Origin of the sequence: Arthrobacter sp. PGP41 (assembly GCF_002953935.1) — a bacterium.
Taxonomy (GTDB): Bacteria; Actinomycetota; Actinomycetes; order Actinomycetales; family Micrococcaceae; genus Arthrobacter.
The window spans coordinates 983,912-999,692 of the sequence record NZ_CP026514.1; the positions used below are offsets into that span (position 1 = coordinate 983,912).

A 15,781-nucleotide genomic window follows, 5' to 3' on the forward strand; every position below is an offset into this window, starting at 1 on the left:
GAGCATCAGCCATGCGAACCACAACGGATCATGCCATTAACCAACGGTCCTCAGGACGCGGCGGCCGGACCCCGGAAGATGCGGGGACTGGCACCTCTCCGGGGCGGGATACGGGCCGTGGCCTGGCCGGGATTGCCGCCAACGTGCTCCGGCGGGTTCCCGGGCCGCTGATTGGCCTCATCGCGGTGATGATCGCGCTTTCCATAATGTCGCCGTACTTCCTGACGTGGCGCAACCTCTCCAACGTGGTCACCCAAAATGCGGACATTGGCATCATGGCCGTGGGTGCGGCCCTGGTCATTCTTATCGGCGGCATAGACCTGTCCGTAGGATCAACTCTGGCTCTGTCGCTCATGACCAGCGCGTGGCTCTACCGCTCCGCCGGCGTTCCCTTCGAACTGTGCGTTGTCCTGGGCCTAACCGTCGGGGCCGCGGTGGGTTTGATCAACGGCGTACTCTCGACCTACGGCCGCATCCAGCCCTTCGTCGCCACCCTCGCCACCATGTCCGCGGCGGCCGGGCTGGCGCTCTACCTCACCAACGGCAACCCTATCAATGGGTTCCCGGAGTGGTACCTGGCCATCACCAGCAACGATATCCTCGGGATCCCGCTCGAAGGGATCATCATGGTGGCCACGTTCCTTATCGCGGCCTACTGGCTCCGGTTCCGTCCTTCGGGCCGCGCGCTCTACGCCATCGGCGGGAACGCCGAAGTGGCGCGGCTCTCCGGCCTTAACGTGACGCGCATCAAGATCGGCGTGTACGTGGTGGCGGGCTTCCTCGCAGCCCTTGCCGGCGTCATCGTCGGCTCCCGGCTCGACTCTGCACAGCCCACGGCCGGCACAGCCGACCTCCTGAATGTCATAGCCGTCGTCGTGATCGGCGGTGCGAGCCTGTCCGGCGGCTCGGGCGGCATGCTGAACACCTTTATCGGACTCCTCATCATCGGCGTCCTGAACAACGGCATGTCCCTCCTGAATGTCTCCCCGAACCTCCAGCCGGTGGTCATCGGCGTCGCGATCATCGTTGCCGTCCTGACCGACCGCGCCAGCCGTTCCCGCCAAGGCGCCTGAGGGCGCACCACCGTTCCGAGAGGACACCATGCCCACCGACACCTACGTCGTAGAGCCCATCGAAGAACTGCTCACCCAGGCGGATCCCGACCATACGCTCGCCCCCTGCGGGCTCCGGCAGCTCATCCTCGGCCCCGGCGCGCTTGGTGCAGTAGCCGACGCGGTCACCCGGCTCCTGCCGGCTCCACAGCCCGGCAGCGTGCCGCCGCGGGTCTCGCTCCTCGTGGACCGTACCCGGATCACACGCTCCGGGGAGGACGTCAAAGACCTCATCCAGGCCCAGCTCGCAGCCAGGTTCAACGTCGTCCGGTCGGTGCTCGATGACGGGCACGCTGAGCTCCACGTCGTCGACAGCGTCCTCGACGAGGCCGCCGGAGTTGTCCTTGGCGCGGATGCCGTCGTCGCTGTTGGCGGCGGCACCATCAGCGACATCGCGAAGGTCGCGGTCCAGCGCGCAGGCGCCGGAGGCAGCACCCCGGTCCTGGTTTCGGTTCAGACCGCCGCCTCCGTCGACGGGTACACCGACGACGTGTCCGTGGTCCTGCGGGACGGGGTGAAACGAACCGTACCCTCATGCTGGCCGGACGCAGTCATCTCCGATACGGACGTCATCGCCGAGGCTCCGGAAGCCATGAACCGTGCCGGGTTCGGTGAAATGACGTCCATGCTGGTTGCCCCGGCGGACTGGAAGCTCGCCTCGCTGGTGGGCACCGACCCGACCTACAAGCCCAGCGCCGTCCGCCTGCTCGGCATGGTGGGCAAGGACCTGGAAAGCTGGAGCGCCGGCGTCCGGGAGGCGGAGCCGGAATCCGTTGGCGCCCTCGCCCGCGCGCTGGCCCTGCGCGGCATCGTCACCGGCGTCGCCGGTACGACGGCCGTCCTGTCCGGCGTCGAACACCTGATCAGCCACATGCTCGACCAGTACCACGGCGCCCACGACGAGCCCATCGGTTTCCACGGCGCCCAGGTGGGGGCCGGTTCCGTCATCGCCGCCAGCGCCTGGGACATGCTGTTCGAGAGGCTCGCCGCGGCGCCCGGCAGCCGCCCGCACCTGGCAGCCCTCGATCACGGACCCGCCAGGCGCAAGGTCCTCACCGCCTTCGAGCGCGTCGACCCGACCCTGCGCGTGGCCGAAGAGTGCTGGCGCGACTACTCCGCCAAACTCGACACCGTCGGGCGCGGGCTCCCGCGCATCGGCGCGCTGCTGGAGGGCTGGGCGGACGTCCAGGACGAACTCCGCGGACTCGTCCGGCCCGCAGACTCGATCGCCGCTGCGCTCGCGGGCGCCGGCGCCCCAGTCTCACTGTCCGGGCTTGAGCCTTCCGTGAATGCCGAACTGGGACGGTGGGCGGTCGAAAACTGCGCCCTCATGCGGAACCGCTTCACGGTGGTGGACCTGCTCACGCTCCTCGGGTGGTGGGGGACCGCGGACGTGGACGAGGTGCTGGCGCGCGCCGCCCAGGCCGCTGCAGCTGCGGCCCCGGAAAGGAAGTGAAGCCATGCTGCGTGACTATGTGATCGGCGTCGACTGCTCCACAACGGCCGCCAAGGCCGTCGTCTGGAACGCCCGCGGCGAAGCGCTCTCGCAGGCGCGCTGCGCCTTCAGCCTCAGCCAGCCCCGTCCGGGATGGGGGGAACAGAACGCAGAGGACTGGTGGACCGCCTCCGCTGAAGCGATCCGGCGTGCAGCCCAGACCGTGGACACCTCCCGGATCGGCGCCATCTGCATCACCCATCAGCGCGAGAGCTTTGTTTGCCTGGATGATGAGGGCATCCCGCTCCGGCCGGCAATGCTGTGGCTTGACACCCGTGCCACCGAGGAGGTCGCCGCCTTCGGCACGGAGGACGTTCACCGCCTCACCGGCAAGCCCGCCAACCCGACCCCGGCCTGGTACAAGCTCCACTGGCTCCAGGCCCATGAACCGGACACGGTCTCACGCATCGGCAAGGTGGTGGACGTGCACGGGTTCCTGGTCCACCGCCTCACCGGTGCCTGGCTCACTTCCTGGGCTTCGGCGGATCCGCTCGGCCTGGTGGACATGTCCACCTTCGATTACGACGACGGACTGGTCACCGCGGTGGGCCTTGACCGCGGGCAGCTCAGCGAACTCCGGCCACCCGGCAGCGTCCTGGGCAGTCTCACGGACGACGCCGCCGCGCGCCTTGGCCTTCCGTCGGGAGTCGCCGTCGTGGCCGGCGCGGGGGACGGGCAATGCGCACAGCTTGGTGCCGGCGCGACCACCGGCGGCCGGGCCTACCTAAACCTCGGCAGCGGGATCGTGTCCGGAACGTTCTCGGAACACTATTCCTATGCGCGGGAATACAGGACGCTCTCGGCCGCTGTCCCCGGTTCCTACACCCTGGAGACCTTCATCGGCGGGGGCACCATCAACCTGGGCTGGTTCGTCGAGAAATTCTCGGGGATCGACGCCCAAGGCCTCGGACTGGGGCTGAGCCCCGAACAGGTCCTCGAGACCGCGGCCGCGGCTCTCCCCCCGGGTTCGGAGGGCCTGCTGGCCCTGCCGTACTGGACCGGTGCCCTCACTCCGTACTGGGACCATAACGCGCGCGGTGCGCTGCTGGGCCTCACAGGCATTCACGGCAAGGCGCACGTGTACCGGGCACTGCTCGAAGGCCTCGCTTTCGAGCAGCGGCTCCTGACCACGGGGGCGGAGAAGGCCCTGGCAGAGCCCGTGGCCGAAGTGGTCGCCCTGGGCGGCGGCTCCCGCAGCCCGGTATGGTGCCAGATTATCGCCGACGTCATGCAGCGCAGCGTCTCCGTGGTGCGCGACCCGGAGAGCACCTGCCTTGGTGCGGGGATGCTGGCCGCGGCCGCCGCGGGCATCCACGATTCCGTGGCCTCCGCCGCGAAGGCCATGAGCGGAACAGGGCTGTCCTACGAGCCCCGAACCGGCGCGGCCGCAGCGTACGACCGGCTCTACGACGTCTACCGCGATATCTATCCCGCCAACCGGGCTGTTTTCGCCAAACTCGCGGAGGCAACGCGATGACTGCTTCAACAACCCTGACGTCCAGGCCCGTGAGGGCCTATGCCGGCTACCTCTTCGACCTGGACGGCACGATCTATCTGGGCGACGAGCTGCTTCCAGGGGCTGCGGAGCTGGTGCACGGTCTCCGGGAGGCCGGACGCGAAACACTCTTCCTATCCAATAACCCCACCAAGAACCCGCAGATGTACGCGGACAAGCTGACCCGGCTGGGCCTGCCAACCCCGGTTAACCGGATCGTGAACCCGCTGGTCACGATCGCCGCGTGGCTGCGCAAGGAAGCCCCGGGGGCCGGGGTGTTCGTCATTGGCGAAGAGCCGCTCCAACAGGCCATCCGCTCGGCCGGCTTCCGGTTGACCGAGGATCCCCGGGACATTGACGTCGTCGTCGCGAGCTATGACCGCGGCTTCGACTACCGCAAGCTCCAGATCGCCTTTGACGCACTCTGGCAGCACCGGCGGGCCCGCCTGGTGGCGACGAACCCCGATGCCTACTGTCCCATGCCGATGGGCCGGGGGGAGCCGGATGCTGCGGCGGTGATCGCCGCGATCGAGGCATGCACGGGAGTGCGCTGCGAGGCCAATGTGGGAAAGCCGGCCGGCGTCATGCTGCAGACAGCGCTGGACGTCCTGGGGCTTTCCGGATCGGACTGCGTCATGGTGGGGGACCGGCTGCAGACGGACATCGCCATGGCGGTAGACGCCGGGATGGATTCGGCCCTCGTCCTCACGGGCGAGGCCACCGTGGAGATGGCAGGGCTGCTGCCCCCTGAGCGGCAGCCGACCCTGGTGCTGCCGCGCATCGATGCACTCCTGGAGCCCTTCCGGGACTCCTGACCAGGCGCGCACGCTTGTGGCCGATCAGGCTCTTGCCAGTTCGGCTACCCACAAATAGAATTAGAATTCATACCTTGAATATTTACTCAGAGAGGAGCCGTGATGGATCTTTCATCGCAGAATTTGCTGGAGATGCAGCGGCGCATGCTGCGCATTCGCCGTTTCGACGAGCGGGCATCCCGGATGGTCAAGCGCGGCCAGATCCCGGGAACCGTGCACACCAGCATCGGGCAGGAGGCCCAGGTTGTCGGTGCCTGCATGGCCCTCGGGGACGGGGACTACATGTCCGGCAACCACCGCAGCCACGGACACCCGATCGGTAAGGGCTCCCCCCTGGGGCCGCTCATGGCCGAGCTCGTGGGCAAGGCAACGGGCGTCTGCCAGGGCAAGGGCGGGTCGCTGCACCTGGCCGACTTCGCCGTCGGGAGCCTGGGGGAGTCCGGCATCGTCGGCTCGTCGATTCCGATCGCCACCGGTGCTGCGCTCTCGAGCAAGGTGCTGGGCAACGGCAAAGTGTCCCTGGCGTTCTTCGGCGACGGCGCAGCGAACCAGGGGTGCCTGTATGAGGCCATGAACATCTCCGGCGTGTGGGACCTGCCGGTGGTCTTCCTGTGCGAAAACAACCAGTACGCGCTGTCCACCCCGGCCCACACGGTGACGTCCGGGGTGATTGCGGACCGTGCGGCCGGCTTCGGGATGCCCGGTGTCCGGGTGGAGGACGGCCAGGACGTGCTCGCGGTGTTCGAGGCGGTCACGACCGCCGTCGAACGCGCCCGACGGGGAGAGGGTCCTTCCCTTGTGGAAGTGGTCACGTACCGGTTCAACGAGCACTCCGAGGGGCTGCGTCTTGGCACGGACTACCGCAATGCGGAAGAAAAGGCGGCCTGGGTGGAGCGGGACCCGATCGTCCTGTTCCGCCGGCACCTCGAGCGGGAAGGGATTGCCACAGCCGAGGAACTCGACGCCCTGGAGGCCGAAGTCCTCGCCGAGGTCGATGAAGCCGTGCGGTTCACCGACGAGAGCCCCTACCCCGACCCCAGCGTCGCCTTCAAAGACCTCTACACCGAGCCGATCGGAGCAATCGCATGACTGTCATGAGCTACCTTGGCGCCATCGGCGCCGCCCAGCGCGAGGCCATGGAGGCCGACGAGCGGGTCGTCATCATTGGCGAGGACGTCGAAGCCAACGTCTACGGCACCACCGGCGCCGGCAAGTCCCGCAAGGACAAGGGCGACTTCCTGGAGATGTTCGGCGCCAACCGCATCCGCAACACCCCGATCTCCGAGGAAGTCATCGTTGGGGCCGCGATCGGCGCCGCGATGACCGGCCTGCGCCCGATCGTCGACCTGTCGTACTCGAGCTTCCTGTACATGGCGATGGACCAGTTCGTGAACCAGGCCGCCAAGAACCGCTACATGTTCGGCGGGCAGGCGTCCATCCCCGTGGTGTTCCGCTCAGCGATGTTCTACGGGCTGAACACCGGCGCGCACCACTCCGACCGGCCGTACCCGATGTTCATGAACGTCCCCGGGCTGAAGATCATCGTCCCGTCCAACCCGTACGACGCGAAGGGCCTGCTCCGCAGCGCGGTGGATTCCGATGACCCCGTCCTGACCTTCGAAGCCTGCATGCTGTGGGGCAGCAAGGGCGAAGTCCCGGAAGAGGAATACAAGATCCCGTTCGGCCAGGCCAACGTTGCCCGGACCGGCGACGACGTCACCGTCGTCGCGATCTCCAGCGCCGTCCCGGAAGCCCTCGCCGCTGCGGAAACCCTCGCTGGAGAGGGCGTATCGGTCGAAGTGCTCGACCCGCGAACCCTCGTCCCGTTCGACACCGAGGCAGTCATCCGCTCCGTCCAGCGCACCGGCCGGCTGGTCATCGCCGACCCGGCCCACCGGACGTGCTCCGCCGCGGCGGAGATCTCGGCCATCGTGGCCGAGGAGGCCTTCGAGTCCCTCAGGGCCCCGATCGTCCGGGTGACCACCCCTGATACCCAGATCCCGTTCAGTCCCGCCCTCGAGAAGCAGCTCTACCCGAACCGGACAAAGATCGAGGACGCCGTCCGCCGCATCACCGGCTTGATGGCGAACACCTTGGACAGCGAACTCACATCGCCCGCACCGCGCATGTGACACCCCCTAAAGAACAACCAAAACAAGGAGAAAGAACATGGCAAAAGTTGAGGTCCTGCTGCCCCAGTGGGGCATGGGCATGAGCGAAGGCACCATCGCCACCTGGCTCAAGAACGTCGGCGACACCGTCACCGAGGACGAGCCGCTGGCGGAGGTCGAAGCTGAAAAGGTCGAGGAGACCCTCGAGTCCCCCGCCTCCGGCGTCCTGGCCGAAATCGTCGTCCCCGAAGGCGAAACGGTCGACGTCCGCAGCGTGATCGCCTACATCGAGACGGCCTGACGGTCCAGGGCAGGAAAGGGAGCCGGTTATGCCACAGGTCGATCCACGCCAGATCGTTAAGGACGCGTCCGAGGGCGCGTACGCCGTCGGGGCGTTCAATATGCACAACGAGGAGACTACTGAAGCGCTCGTCAGGGCTGCCGAACGTGCCAAGTCTCCGGTGTTCCTCCAGGTGGGCCGGGCGATCGTGCCCCACATGGGGCTCAAGAAGGCCTACGAGATGACGCGCCGCATCGCCGAGGAATCCGAGGCCGAATACGTGATCCACCTGGACCACGGGCCGTGGGAGGAAGTCTTCGAGGCCATCAAGCTTGGGTTCACGTCCATCATGTACGACGGCGCCCACCTTCCGTTCGAGGAGAACATCCGCACCACCCGGAAAGTCGTCGAGGTGGCGCACTCCTTCGGCATCCCCGTGGAGGCCGAGCTGGGCAAGATCCCCGACGCCGACCAGCAAGTAGACTGGCAGGCCTACTACACCAACGTTGCCGAAGCGGAGCGTTTCGTCGCCGAGACGGGAGTCGATTTCCTCGCGATTTCCGTGGGCATCGTCCACGGTGTCCCCCTGGCGACGTCGCAGCCGCTGGACATCCAGAGGGTCAAGGAAATCGAGGCCGCCGTGAACATCCCGCTGGTCCTCCATGGCGCCTCCGGTGTCCCGGATGACGAGATCCGCGCTGCCATGGCTGCCGGAGTGCACAAGTTCAATGCGGATACGGACCTGCGCCTCGCGTTCCGTTCGGGCATCGAGGCCGTCTGGTCCCAGGGTGACCGCCAGTTGGAAGACGCGATGGCTGAGGGCCGCGAGAGGATGATCCAGGCGACCATCGAGAAGATGGAGCTGTACGGATGCGCCGGCAAGGCCCGGGGCCTGGTCCAGGCACAGCGGTGACGGCGGTCGAGGAAGAGGGCAGGACTGTCGTCCCGCTCAAGGGAATCAGGCGGACTGCCGCGCGGCGCATGGTGGCCGCGTGGGAGGCGCCCGCCTTCCACCTTGCCGTTGAGGCGGACATGGGGGCTGCGCTCCGCGTGAAGGAGCGCAGCCCCGGTGCCACGGTCACGGATGCCATCCTTGCCGCCTGCGCGGCCGCGCTGCGGGAGCACCCGGCCCTGAACGCGCACTACGCCGACGAGACCGTCACCCGGTTCGAGCGCGTCAACGTCGGCATGGCCGTCGATACTCCGGCAGGGCTGGTGGTTCCGGTCATCAAGGACGCTGCGTCGCTTGACCTGGCGGGTATGGCGGATGCGCGCCGGGACATCGTCCAGCGCGCCCGCGAGGGCAAGCTCACCATGGACGACGTGACGGACGGTACCTTTACCGTCTCCAACCTGGGCATGATGGGGATCGACGGGTTCGATGCCATCCTCAACGTCCCGCAGGTTGCCATCCTCGCCGTCGGCGCCACGCGCCAGCAGTTCGTGCCGACCGACGACGGGCAGGGTGCGTGGAGGCCCCGTGCGAGGCTTACCCTCACCTGCGACCACCGGGCCATTGACGGCGCCACCGGCGCCCGGTTCCTGGCCGCAATACGCGAAAACCTCGAATCAAGCTGACTGGGAGCACCCGCGGCAAAGGAGGCCGGACAACCGCAAGGTTGTCCGGCCTCCTTTTTGTGTGCTGACGGCGGGTCCCGTGGATACCGAGGACATGTCACCTGCGGAGTAGCAGCTGTTGACCGCGGTGCGGGCCCGCTATCTGTTCCGGTAGGGCACTTGCCTGTTCGCGCCCACTTACGAACGCCGACGCACGTTTGTTGGAGTGGCACCGTGGGTATGCGCCGTATCCCGTCTGCCCTGGACCGCATTTCCGGCCGCCGCCTGACGGACAGCAGGCTAACGCGACGAACAGGGGACGACGCCGGGCAGCGGCTGCGTCGGGTGGCGCCAGCCGGGGCCTCAGCTCCGGGATGGGTCAGCCTTAGCGGGACAGGCCCAGGGGCCCTGGACACGCAGGAAACCCCCGGCCTTCATAGCCGGGGGTTTCCTTGGTTTCAGTGGACGGGTGCCCGTTTATTTCAGACGGGACACAACCTCCTTGACGAGGGGCCATACGCGGGTGACCGAAGTATGGTTCACAGTCTCCTTGGGCGAGTGGAGATCGTGCAGTTCAGTGCCGATCGAGATGATATCCAGTCCGGGGATTTTCTGGCTGAACATACCCAGTTCCAGGCTGCACTGGGAGACGTGGACGTCTGCTTCCTGGCCCATGACATCGCGGAAAGCTTCCCGTGCCACTTTCAGCAGCGGCGAGTCCGGCCGGTAGGGGAATTCGGCCGCGTCCAGCCCGTACTCCTCCACGGTGACCCCGCCGCCTGCGAGTGCGGCGAGCGCCCGGACCCGGTCAAGGATCTCGTGCTTGCGGGAAGTCACCGCGGCGGTGATGGTGGACATGAGCCTGGCGCCGTTGGCCGTGGTGCGCACGGTGCCCAGGTTATTGGAGCTCTCCACGATCCCCGGAACGGTGAGGCTCCAGCTGAGGACGCCGTTCGGGATGAGTGCAGTCAGGCGGGCGAAGCGTGCCGCGGCCGCGGCGGAGAAGACCCGGTCCGGAGTCTCGGCAGGTGCCAGTTCGAGGCGCAGGCCGGGGTCAGCCTGGCGGTATTCGTTCTGCAGCACATCCTCAAGCTCCAGAATGACCTTGCGCACGCCGTCCGCGTCCTCGGGCCGCACGAGAAGGGTGCTCTGGGCGTCCGCCGGGATGGCGTTGTTCTGGGCACCGCCGTGGGGGTCGGAGATCCGCACGTCGTACTGCGCAAGTACGGTGTTGAGTGCCCGGGCGAGGACCAGGACGGCGTTGGCGCGCTCAAGATGGATATCGAACTCGCAATGTCCGCCGGACAAGCCGCGGACCTTGAGCTGCAGCGCATCCAAATGCGTGGCGGGAGCCGCCTCCCATTCCGCCGGGATGTCCACGGTGAAGGTTATGTCGCCGCTGCAGCCGGCGAGGATCTCCTTGTCGGTGATCCAGTTGAAGTCGATCATGCGCTTGCCGGACAACTTGGAGGTGTCGAATCCGGCGGCCCCCACCTTTCCCTTTTCCTCCATGGCGGTCAGGACCGCTTCAAGCGGAGGATGCGGGATGTCCGTGGAGTCGAGGAGGGCCAGGATGTAGGAGACGCCGATGCCGTTGTCGGCGCCCAGGGAGGTGCCGTTCGCCGTGACAAAGTCGCCCTCGATGAGGAGTTCAATCGGGTCGTGTTCGAAGTCGTGGACCACTCCGTCCTCTTTCTCGCACACCATGTCCAGATGCCCGTGGAGGATGAGGGGCGGCGCGTCCTCAAGTCCGAGCTGGCCCGGTTTCCGGACCAGGACGCAGTGCAGGTCGTCCTGGGTGGCTTCCAGCCCGCGGGCCTGGGCGAAGTTGACCACCCAGTCGGCAGCTTCCTTCTCATTGCCGGAGCCGCGGGGGATGCCGGCAAGGGTCTCGAAGAAGGAGAACACCTCTTGCGGCTGGAGTGATTTGAGAACTGACATGGGGTGCCTTTCGGAAAGAGGAGGAAGGCCTCGCGGTGGTTCGGAGGACAAGGACATGGAGTGTTCGGAGGTCCGGCGGTTACTTGACCACTTCAGTGTGGCCCCGGCCCATGGTGAGCGCCACGGCGGCGATAATCACCAGGCCATAGACCAGGCTCTGCGCCTGGGGTGTCACGCCCACGGCAGCCGCGCCGATAGGCACGAGCGCGACCGTGAGGGCGCCAAAAACGATGTTGATCGGGTTGGTGGTGCCGCCGGTGATGGCCGTCCCGCCAACGATGGCGGCCGCGATACCCGGCAGCAGCAGGTCGCTTCCCAGGCCGAAGGACGAGGCTGCCCCGGCCTGTGCAATGACGAGGATGCCGGCGAGGCCAGCCAGAAGACCGGAGAGAGCGAAGGCCAGCACTTTGAACCAGCGGGTCCGCAGGCCCGAGAACAAAGCACCCTTCTCGTTGAGTCCCACGGCTGTCATGCCTTCACCGGCCCGGGTAAACCGGAGGAAGGCCCACAGGCCCACTGCCATTAGCACACCGACCCAGAAGGCCAGCGGCAGGCCGGCAAACGCGGTCCCAAACAGGGGAGCGAGGAGCTGGCTGTTCGCCGTTGCATACACGGTGGTCGCATTGCTGATCACCAGTGAAGCTGCCTGCAGGATGCCGAGCGTGCCGAGCGTCAGGGCGAAGGACGGGATCTGGCCGAACGCAACCAGGAAACCATTGGCGGCCCCAATGAGGGTCACGACGCCGAGGGTGACGACGGGTGCGGCGGGACCGAGGGGCCCAAGGGTCTGGGCGAGGATGATCGCCGCGAAGATCACGATCGCTGCATTCGACAGGTCGATGGAACCCACATGGAGCACCATCGCCTGCCCCAACGCAACCAGGAGGATGGTCGCGGCCTGGACGGCAAGGATTGCCATGCCGCCGCCGGTCAGGAATGCCGGCCGGAGGATGGCCACGAGGGCAAACAGGGCAAGGAACACCGCGAAGGGCCCGGCGGTGAACCACAGATTCCGTCGCGGGCGGCGTGCGGACTTCGCCTTGCCGTCGGCGGCGGCCGGCACTGTGGCCGGATGCTCGAGAAGGGCTTTCTTTGACATGGGATTCACACCATCTTTTCAAGCAGGTCGAGGGAAGTCGGGCTGGCGACGGAGAGGTCGAAGCGGGCGGTGATTTCGCCGTCGCGCATCACGATGATCTCGTCCGCCATCTCGAGGGCCTCCTCGAGCGTGTCGGGCAGCAGGATCACGGCGGCGCCGTCCTCCTGGGCGGCACGGATCTGGTCGTTCACCGTTTGCGAAGCTCCCGGGTCTAGGCCGCGGAGCGGGTGGTCAAGGATCAGGACGCTAAGCTCCTCAGCGCGCAGCCACTTGGCCATGACCACCTTTTGCTGGTTGCCGCCGGAGAAGCGGCCAAGGGGCAGGCGGGGGTCGCGGGGCCGGATGTCGAGGCGCTCGAACCATTCCTCGGCGGCCTTCATACGGGCCTTGCGCCGCAGGAACGGGCCCCTGGCTGCTTCGCGCGGATGGACCAGGGTGAGGTTTTCGGCCGCGCTCAGGCCGCCGACCATGCCCTCGACTTTCCGTTCGGAGGGGATGTAGGCCAGTCCGTTCCGTACGGCGCGGCGCATCGACCAGCCCTGGACGGGGCGGCCCCCCACCTCGAGGGTGCCGGAGTCGAACGGCTCGGCTCCGAAGAGGGCCCGGCAGACGGATTCGCGCCCGGAGCCCATGGCGCCCACGATGGCCAGGGACCGCCCGGGAGAGACGGCGAACGAAACGTCCTTGAATTGCCCCTTCCGGCTCAGGCCCTTGGCCTCGATGGCCGCGACGGCGCCCGCGGCGTTGCCGCCCTTGCGCACCCGCGCCCGTGATTCCTGTCCGATCATGAGGCGGAAGAGGTCATCTTCGCTGACTTCCTCCCGCCGCACGTCTGCCACGACTTCGCCGTGCCGCATCACCACTACGCGGTCGCAGATCCGGAGGACTTCGTCGAGCCGGTGGGAGACGAACAGCACCGAACCGATTTCCCGCAGTGAGCGGATCTCGCGCTCAAGGATCGCCGTTTCGTTGCGCTCCAGCACTGAGGTGGGCTCGTCGAGGATCACCAGCGGTGCTGCGTGGATGGCCTCATCCACTCGCAGTGCCCGGGCGATTTCGACCATCTGGCGGTCCACGAAGGAGAGGTCGCTGACCGTGGTGCGAGGGTCGATGGTGGAGCCAACGCGGGCGAGGATGGCGGCTGCCTCCGCATTGAGGCGCTTCCAGCGGTAGAACCCGTAACTGGTGGCCGCATCCTTGGAGGACAGGGCATTCATCGCGATGTTTTCAGCGACGGACAGGTTGGACAGGAGCGACTGCTCCTGGTGCACGACGCCGATGCCCGCGGCAACGGCGTCCTGCGGCCTGCGGAATTTGACCGGCCGGCCGTCTGCCTCGATGACTCCCGAATCGGGCTGGTGCAGCCCGGTCAGGATCTTCAGCAGGGTGGATTTGCCGGCGCCGTTTTCGCCGATCAGCCCGACCACTTCATGGCGCGGGATCTCGAGGGAGACATTCTTGACCGCGTGGGTCGCGCCGAAGGATTTCGAAATGTCGGTCAGCTTGAGTGCCGGGGTTTCGACGCCGGTGCGGGGCGCCAGGGAAGCGTTGGTCATTTTACGATCCTCAGTCTGCTGCGGTGCGGCCAGGTAGCCACGAGGACGGCCGCGATCAGGACGGTTCCGGAGACGGCGGATTGGATGTTCGGGCTGACCCCGCTGAGGATGAGCCCGTTGTTGAGGACGGTCAGCATGAGCACACCGATCGCGGTGCGGAGGATGCCGCCTTTACCGCCTCCCAGGGACGTGCCGCCAATCACCACGGCCGCGATGGTCAGGAAGAGCGTCCCCACGCCCACGGTGGCCGATCCTGCGCCGAGTTTCAGGGCTGCCAACACGCCGGCGGCGGCGCTGCAGGCGCCGGCGACAACGAAGACGTAGAGCTTGTACCTGAGGACCGGAATGCCGTTGCCCTTGGAGATCTCCTCGCTGTCGCCGATCGCGTAGGCGAAGCGGCCCAGCCGCGTGAAACGGGCCACGAACATCCCCGCCAGGACGAAGGCGGCGGCGAGCAGGAATGAGTTGGGCAACCCGAAGGTCAGGGTGGACGGCCAGCCCTTGATGCCGCCGTCGGGCAGGAAGGGAATGGACTCGTCACCGAAGAGCACAGTGGCGATTCCAAGGCCCACGAACCAGACGCCCAGCGTGACGATGAATGAGGGAACCTTGAGGCGCGTGTGCACCAGGCCGCTCAGGAGGCCGAGGCCCACGCCTACGGCGAGCGCCGCAACAATGGCCCAGGGCCCCAGGTCTGCGCTTCCGCGGCTGTTGGCCGTCATCAGGACGAAGGTCATGCCTGCGGCGCCCATCACGCCCTCTACGGAGAGGTCAATTGAACCGGTCAGGATGACCAGGGTGGCGCCGACGCCGATGATCAGCGGAAGGGACGCGTGGTCCAGGATGGTCCGCAGGTTCTCCGGCGTCAGGAACGTCGCGGGGTTCAGCGCCGCGAAAACGGCGATCAGTCCGACCAGGGCAAGCACTTCGCCGAGGTTTTTGGCCTCGAACCGGCGGCCTGCCCGGAGGGGTGGCTGTGATGGGGCGGGCGCCTCGAGGAGGCCGGTCCCGGTGTCCTTTTGTGTCATTACTTTCACCTGTCGTGGTTGCTCCGGATGGGGCGGCTCCGGACCCGTCTGCGCGGTGTCCGGAGCCGCCGTTTGCGGTCCGTTAGGGCAGCTTCTCCGGGCCGCCGGAGACCAGCGGCACGGGCTCGGTGTCCCAGGGGCCGTTTTCGATCAGATCGTCCATCCAGCCGTCGATATCGCCGTCGTACTTGGTGAATTCGGCGTGGTTGTCCGGGGTGACGCAGCTCAGCTTGAACAGGCTGTTGCGCTTCTCCTTGGGCAATTCCGATGGCTTGATCTCACCGGTGGCTGCGAGGTAGGAGGTGTAGAGCCCGATCGCGGCGGCCATGAATCCGCGGTGGAAGGTCTCGCCGGCGATGGCGCCGTTGCCCATGTTCTCCTTCATCATGTCGACGACCGGCGGGTAGAGACCGTCCGAGGCGAACTTGACGTCGTTGATGCGGCCCGCGTCCTTCACGGCCTGCACGGCGCCGATGATCATGCCGTCGTCGGCAGCCCAGATGCCGTCAACCTGGTCGCCGTACTTGGCGAGGAGGTTCTGGGTCTCCTTCAGGCCGAGCTGGGGGTCCCAGTTGGCCGGGCGGGTGTCGAGGAGCTTCACGTCAGGGTAGGCCTTGAGTGCATCCTGCAGGCCGGCGACGCGGGTCTGGCTGGTGGTGCTGTCCAGCACGCCGGCGAGGGCCACGATGTTGCCCTTGCCGCCGATGCTGTCCGCGAGTGCCTTGGCGGTGCACTGGCCGCTCTCGACGCCGGAGTGCTTCTGGAAGGCCACGAAGTTGTCGCCCTGGTCCCACGGCTCGAAGTTGTCCGGCTTGTTCCACCAGACAGTTGCGTAGCCGCCGGCGGCCTTGACGGCGTTGATGATGGGGGGAGCATCCGAGCTGGCGACGGTGTTGACCATCAGTGCCACCTTCTTGCCCTGGGCAAGGATGGCCTGGATCTTGGAGATTTCGGTCTGCGAGCTGCCCTCGGAGTCGACGATCTCGAGGGGCACATCAAGCTTCTTGGACAGGGCCTTGGCGCCCTCGATCATGGAGGCCATGTAGGGGTTGGTCGTGTTGATGACCGACGCGACCAGCACGATGTCCTTCTTGTCGATCGGCTGCTGGGTGCCGGCCGTGGTTGAAGAGCAGGCCGTGGTGGCCAACAGGCCGGCCACCAGCCCGAACGCCGCAATGCGGCGCCCAATGGATTTCCTGAGGTGCATCAAAGACTCCTTTGTGAGAGACGACCCGAAGTGCAACTGAAGATAAATATTCAGCTACTGCATTTGCATGCTAACGAGTGTGCGT

14 protein-coding genes are annotated in these 15,781 nt (G+C 66.8%); 9 read left to right on the forward strand and 5 right to left on the reverse strand.

Translation table 11 applies throughout. The features are described 5' to 3' along the window. The first annotated feature begins 11 nt into the window (after nucleotides 1-11). The 9 genes from C3B78_RS04580 (at nucleotide 12) to C3B78_RS04620 (ending at nucleotide 8,886) form a co-directional block, all read left to right on the forward strand. Nucleotides 12-1,073, forward strand: a complete 1,062-nt coding sequence (locus C3B78_RS04580; protein WP_104997017.1) for an ABC transporter permease — start codon at nucleotides 12-14, stop codon at nucleotides 1,071-1,073. A 28-nt stretch (nucleotides 1,074-1,101) separates the two neighbouring features. Beyond that, a complete protein-coding gene (locus C3B78_RS04585; RefSeq protein ID WP_104997018.1) occupies nucleotides 1,102-2,568 on the forward strand; it encodes an iron-containing alcohol dehydrogenase in 1,467 nt (488 codons plus the stop codon). 4 nt (nucleotides 2,569-2,572) lie between these two features. Further along, nucleotides 2,573-4,084 (forward strand): xylulokinase, encoded by a 1,512-nt coding sequence (locus C3B78_RS04590; protein ID WP_104997019.1) that lies wholly within the window; start codon nucleotides 2,573-2,575, stop codon nucleotides 4,082-4,084. Continuing rightward, a complete protein-coding gene (locus C3B78_RS04595) occupies nucleotides 4,081-4,917 on the forward strand; it encodes an HAD-IIA family hydrolase (RefSeq protein WP_104997020.1) in 837 nt (278 codons plus the stop codon). Before C3B78_RS04590 ends, C3B78_RS04595 begins: the two co-directional genes overlap by 4 nt. 102 nt (nucleotides 4,918-5,019) lie before the next feature. Then, nucleotides 5,020-6,006, forward strand: coding sequence for a thiamine pyrophosphate-dependent dehydrogenase E1 component subunit alpha (locus C3B78_RS04600; RefSeq protein WP_199775333.1), 987 nt, complete (start codon nucleotides 5,020-5,022; stop codon nucleotides 6,004-6,006). After that, nucleotides 6,003-7,049, forward strand: a complete 1,047-nt coding sequence (locus C3B78_RS04605) for an alpha-ketoacid dehydrogenase subunit beta (protein ID WP_104997021.1) — start codon at nucleotides 6,003-6,005, stop codon at nucleotides 7,047-7,049. The genes C3B78_RS04600 and C3B78_RS04605 overlap by 4 nt, the downstream gene beginning before the upstream one ends. Nucleotides 7,050-7,086: 37 nt before the next feature. Beyond that, nucleotides 7,087-7,329, forward strand: coding sequence for a biotin/lipoyl-containing protein (locus C3B78_RS04610; RefSeq protein ID WP_104997022.1), 243 nt, complete (start codon nucleotides 7,087-7,089; stop codon nucleotides 7,327-7,329). 28 nt (nucleotides 7,330-7,357) lie between these two features. Continuing rightward, complete coding sequence (locus C3B78_RS04615; RefSeq protein WP_104997023.1) at nucleotides 7,358-8,221, forward strand: class II fructose-bisphosphate aldolase; 864 nt, start codon at nucleotides 7,358-7,360, stop codon at nucleotides 8,219-8,221. Further along, nucleotides 8,218-8,886 carry a 2-oxo acid dehydrogenase subunit E2 gene (locus tag C3B78_RS04620; protein WP_199775334.1) on the forward strand — a complete coding sequence of 223 codons (669 nt, stop codon included), beginning with the start codon at nucleotides 8,218-8,220 and terminating at the stop codon, nucleotides 8,884-8,886. Before C3B78_RS04615 ends, C3B78_RS04620 begins: the two co-directional genes overlap by 4 nt. Before the next feature lie 456 nt (nucleotides 8,887-9,342). On the opposite strand, the gene pepD is transcribed toward C3B78_RS04620, so the two are convergent. The 5 genes from pepD to C3B78_RS04645 all read right to left on the reverse strand — a co-directional run bounded on the left by pepD (nucleotide 9,343) and on the right by C3B78_RS04645 (nucleotide 15,696). Next, entirely contained in the window at nucleotides 9,343-10,806 is a 1,464-nt protein-coding gene (gene pepD / locus C3B78_RS04625; protein ID WP_158677179.1) for a beta-Ala-His dipeptidase, read from the reverse strand. Nucleotides 10,807-10,885: 79 nt separating this feature from the next. Further along, nucleotides 10,886-11,905: an ABC transporter permease gene (locus tag C3B78_RS04630; RefSeq protein ID WP_158677180.1), complete on the reverse strand. Its 1,020-nt coding sequence runs from the start codon at nucleotides 11,903-11,905 to the stop codon at nucleotides 10,886-10,888. A 5-nt stretch (nucleotides 11,906-11,910) separates the two neighbouring features. Continuing rightward, on the reverse strand, nucleotides 11,911-13,461 hold the full coding sequence (locus C3B78_RS04635; RefSeq protein WP_104997027.1) for a sugar ABC transporter ATP-binding protein: 1,551 nt from the start codon (nucleotides 13,459-13,461) through the stop codon (nucleotides 11,911-11,913). Continuing rightward, the gene (locus tag C3B78_RS04640; RefSeq protein WP_104997028.1) at nucleotides 13,458-14,489 is read right to left on the reverse strand and encodes an ABC transporter permease; all 1,032 of its coding nucleotides are present in this window, start codon (nucleotides 14,487-14,489) and stop codon (nucleotides 13,458-13,460) included. The genes C3B78_RS04635 and C3B78_RS04640 overlap by 4 nt, the downstream gene beginning before the upstream one ends. A gap of 82 nt (nucleotides 14,490-14,571) precedes the next feature. After that, nucleotides 14,572-15,696 (reverse strand): sugar ABC transporter substrate-binding protein, encoded by a 1,125-nt coding sequence (locus C3B78_RS04645; RefSeq protein WP_104997029.1) that lies wholly within the window; start codon nucleotides 15,694-15,696, stop codon nucleotides 14,572-14,574. Nucleotides 15,697-15,781: the final 85 nt, after the last annotated feature.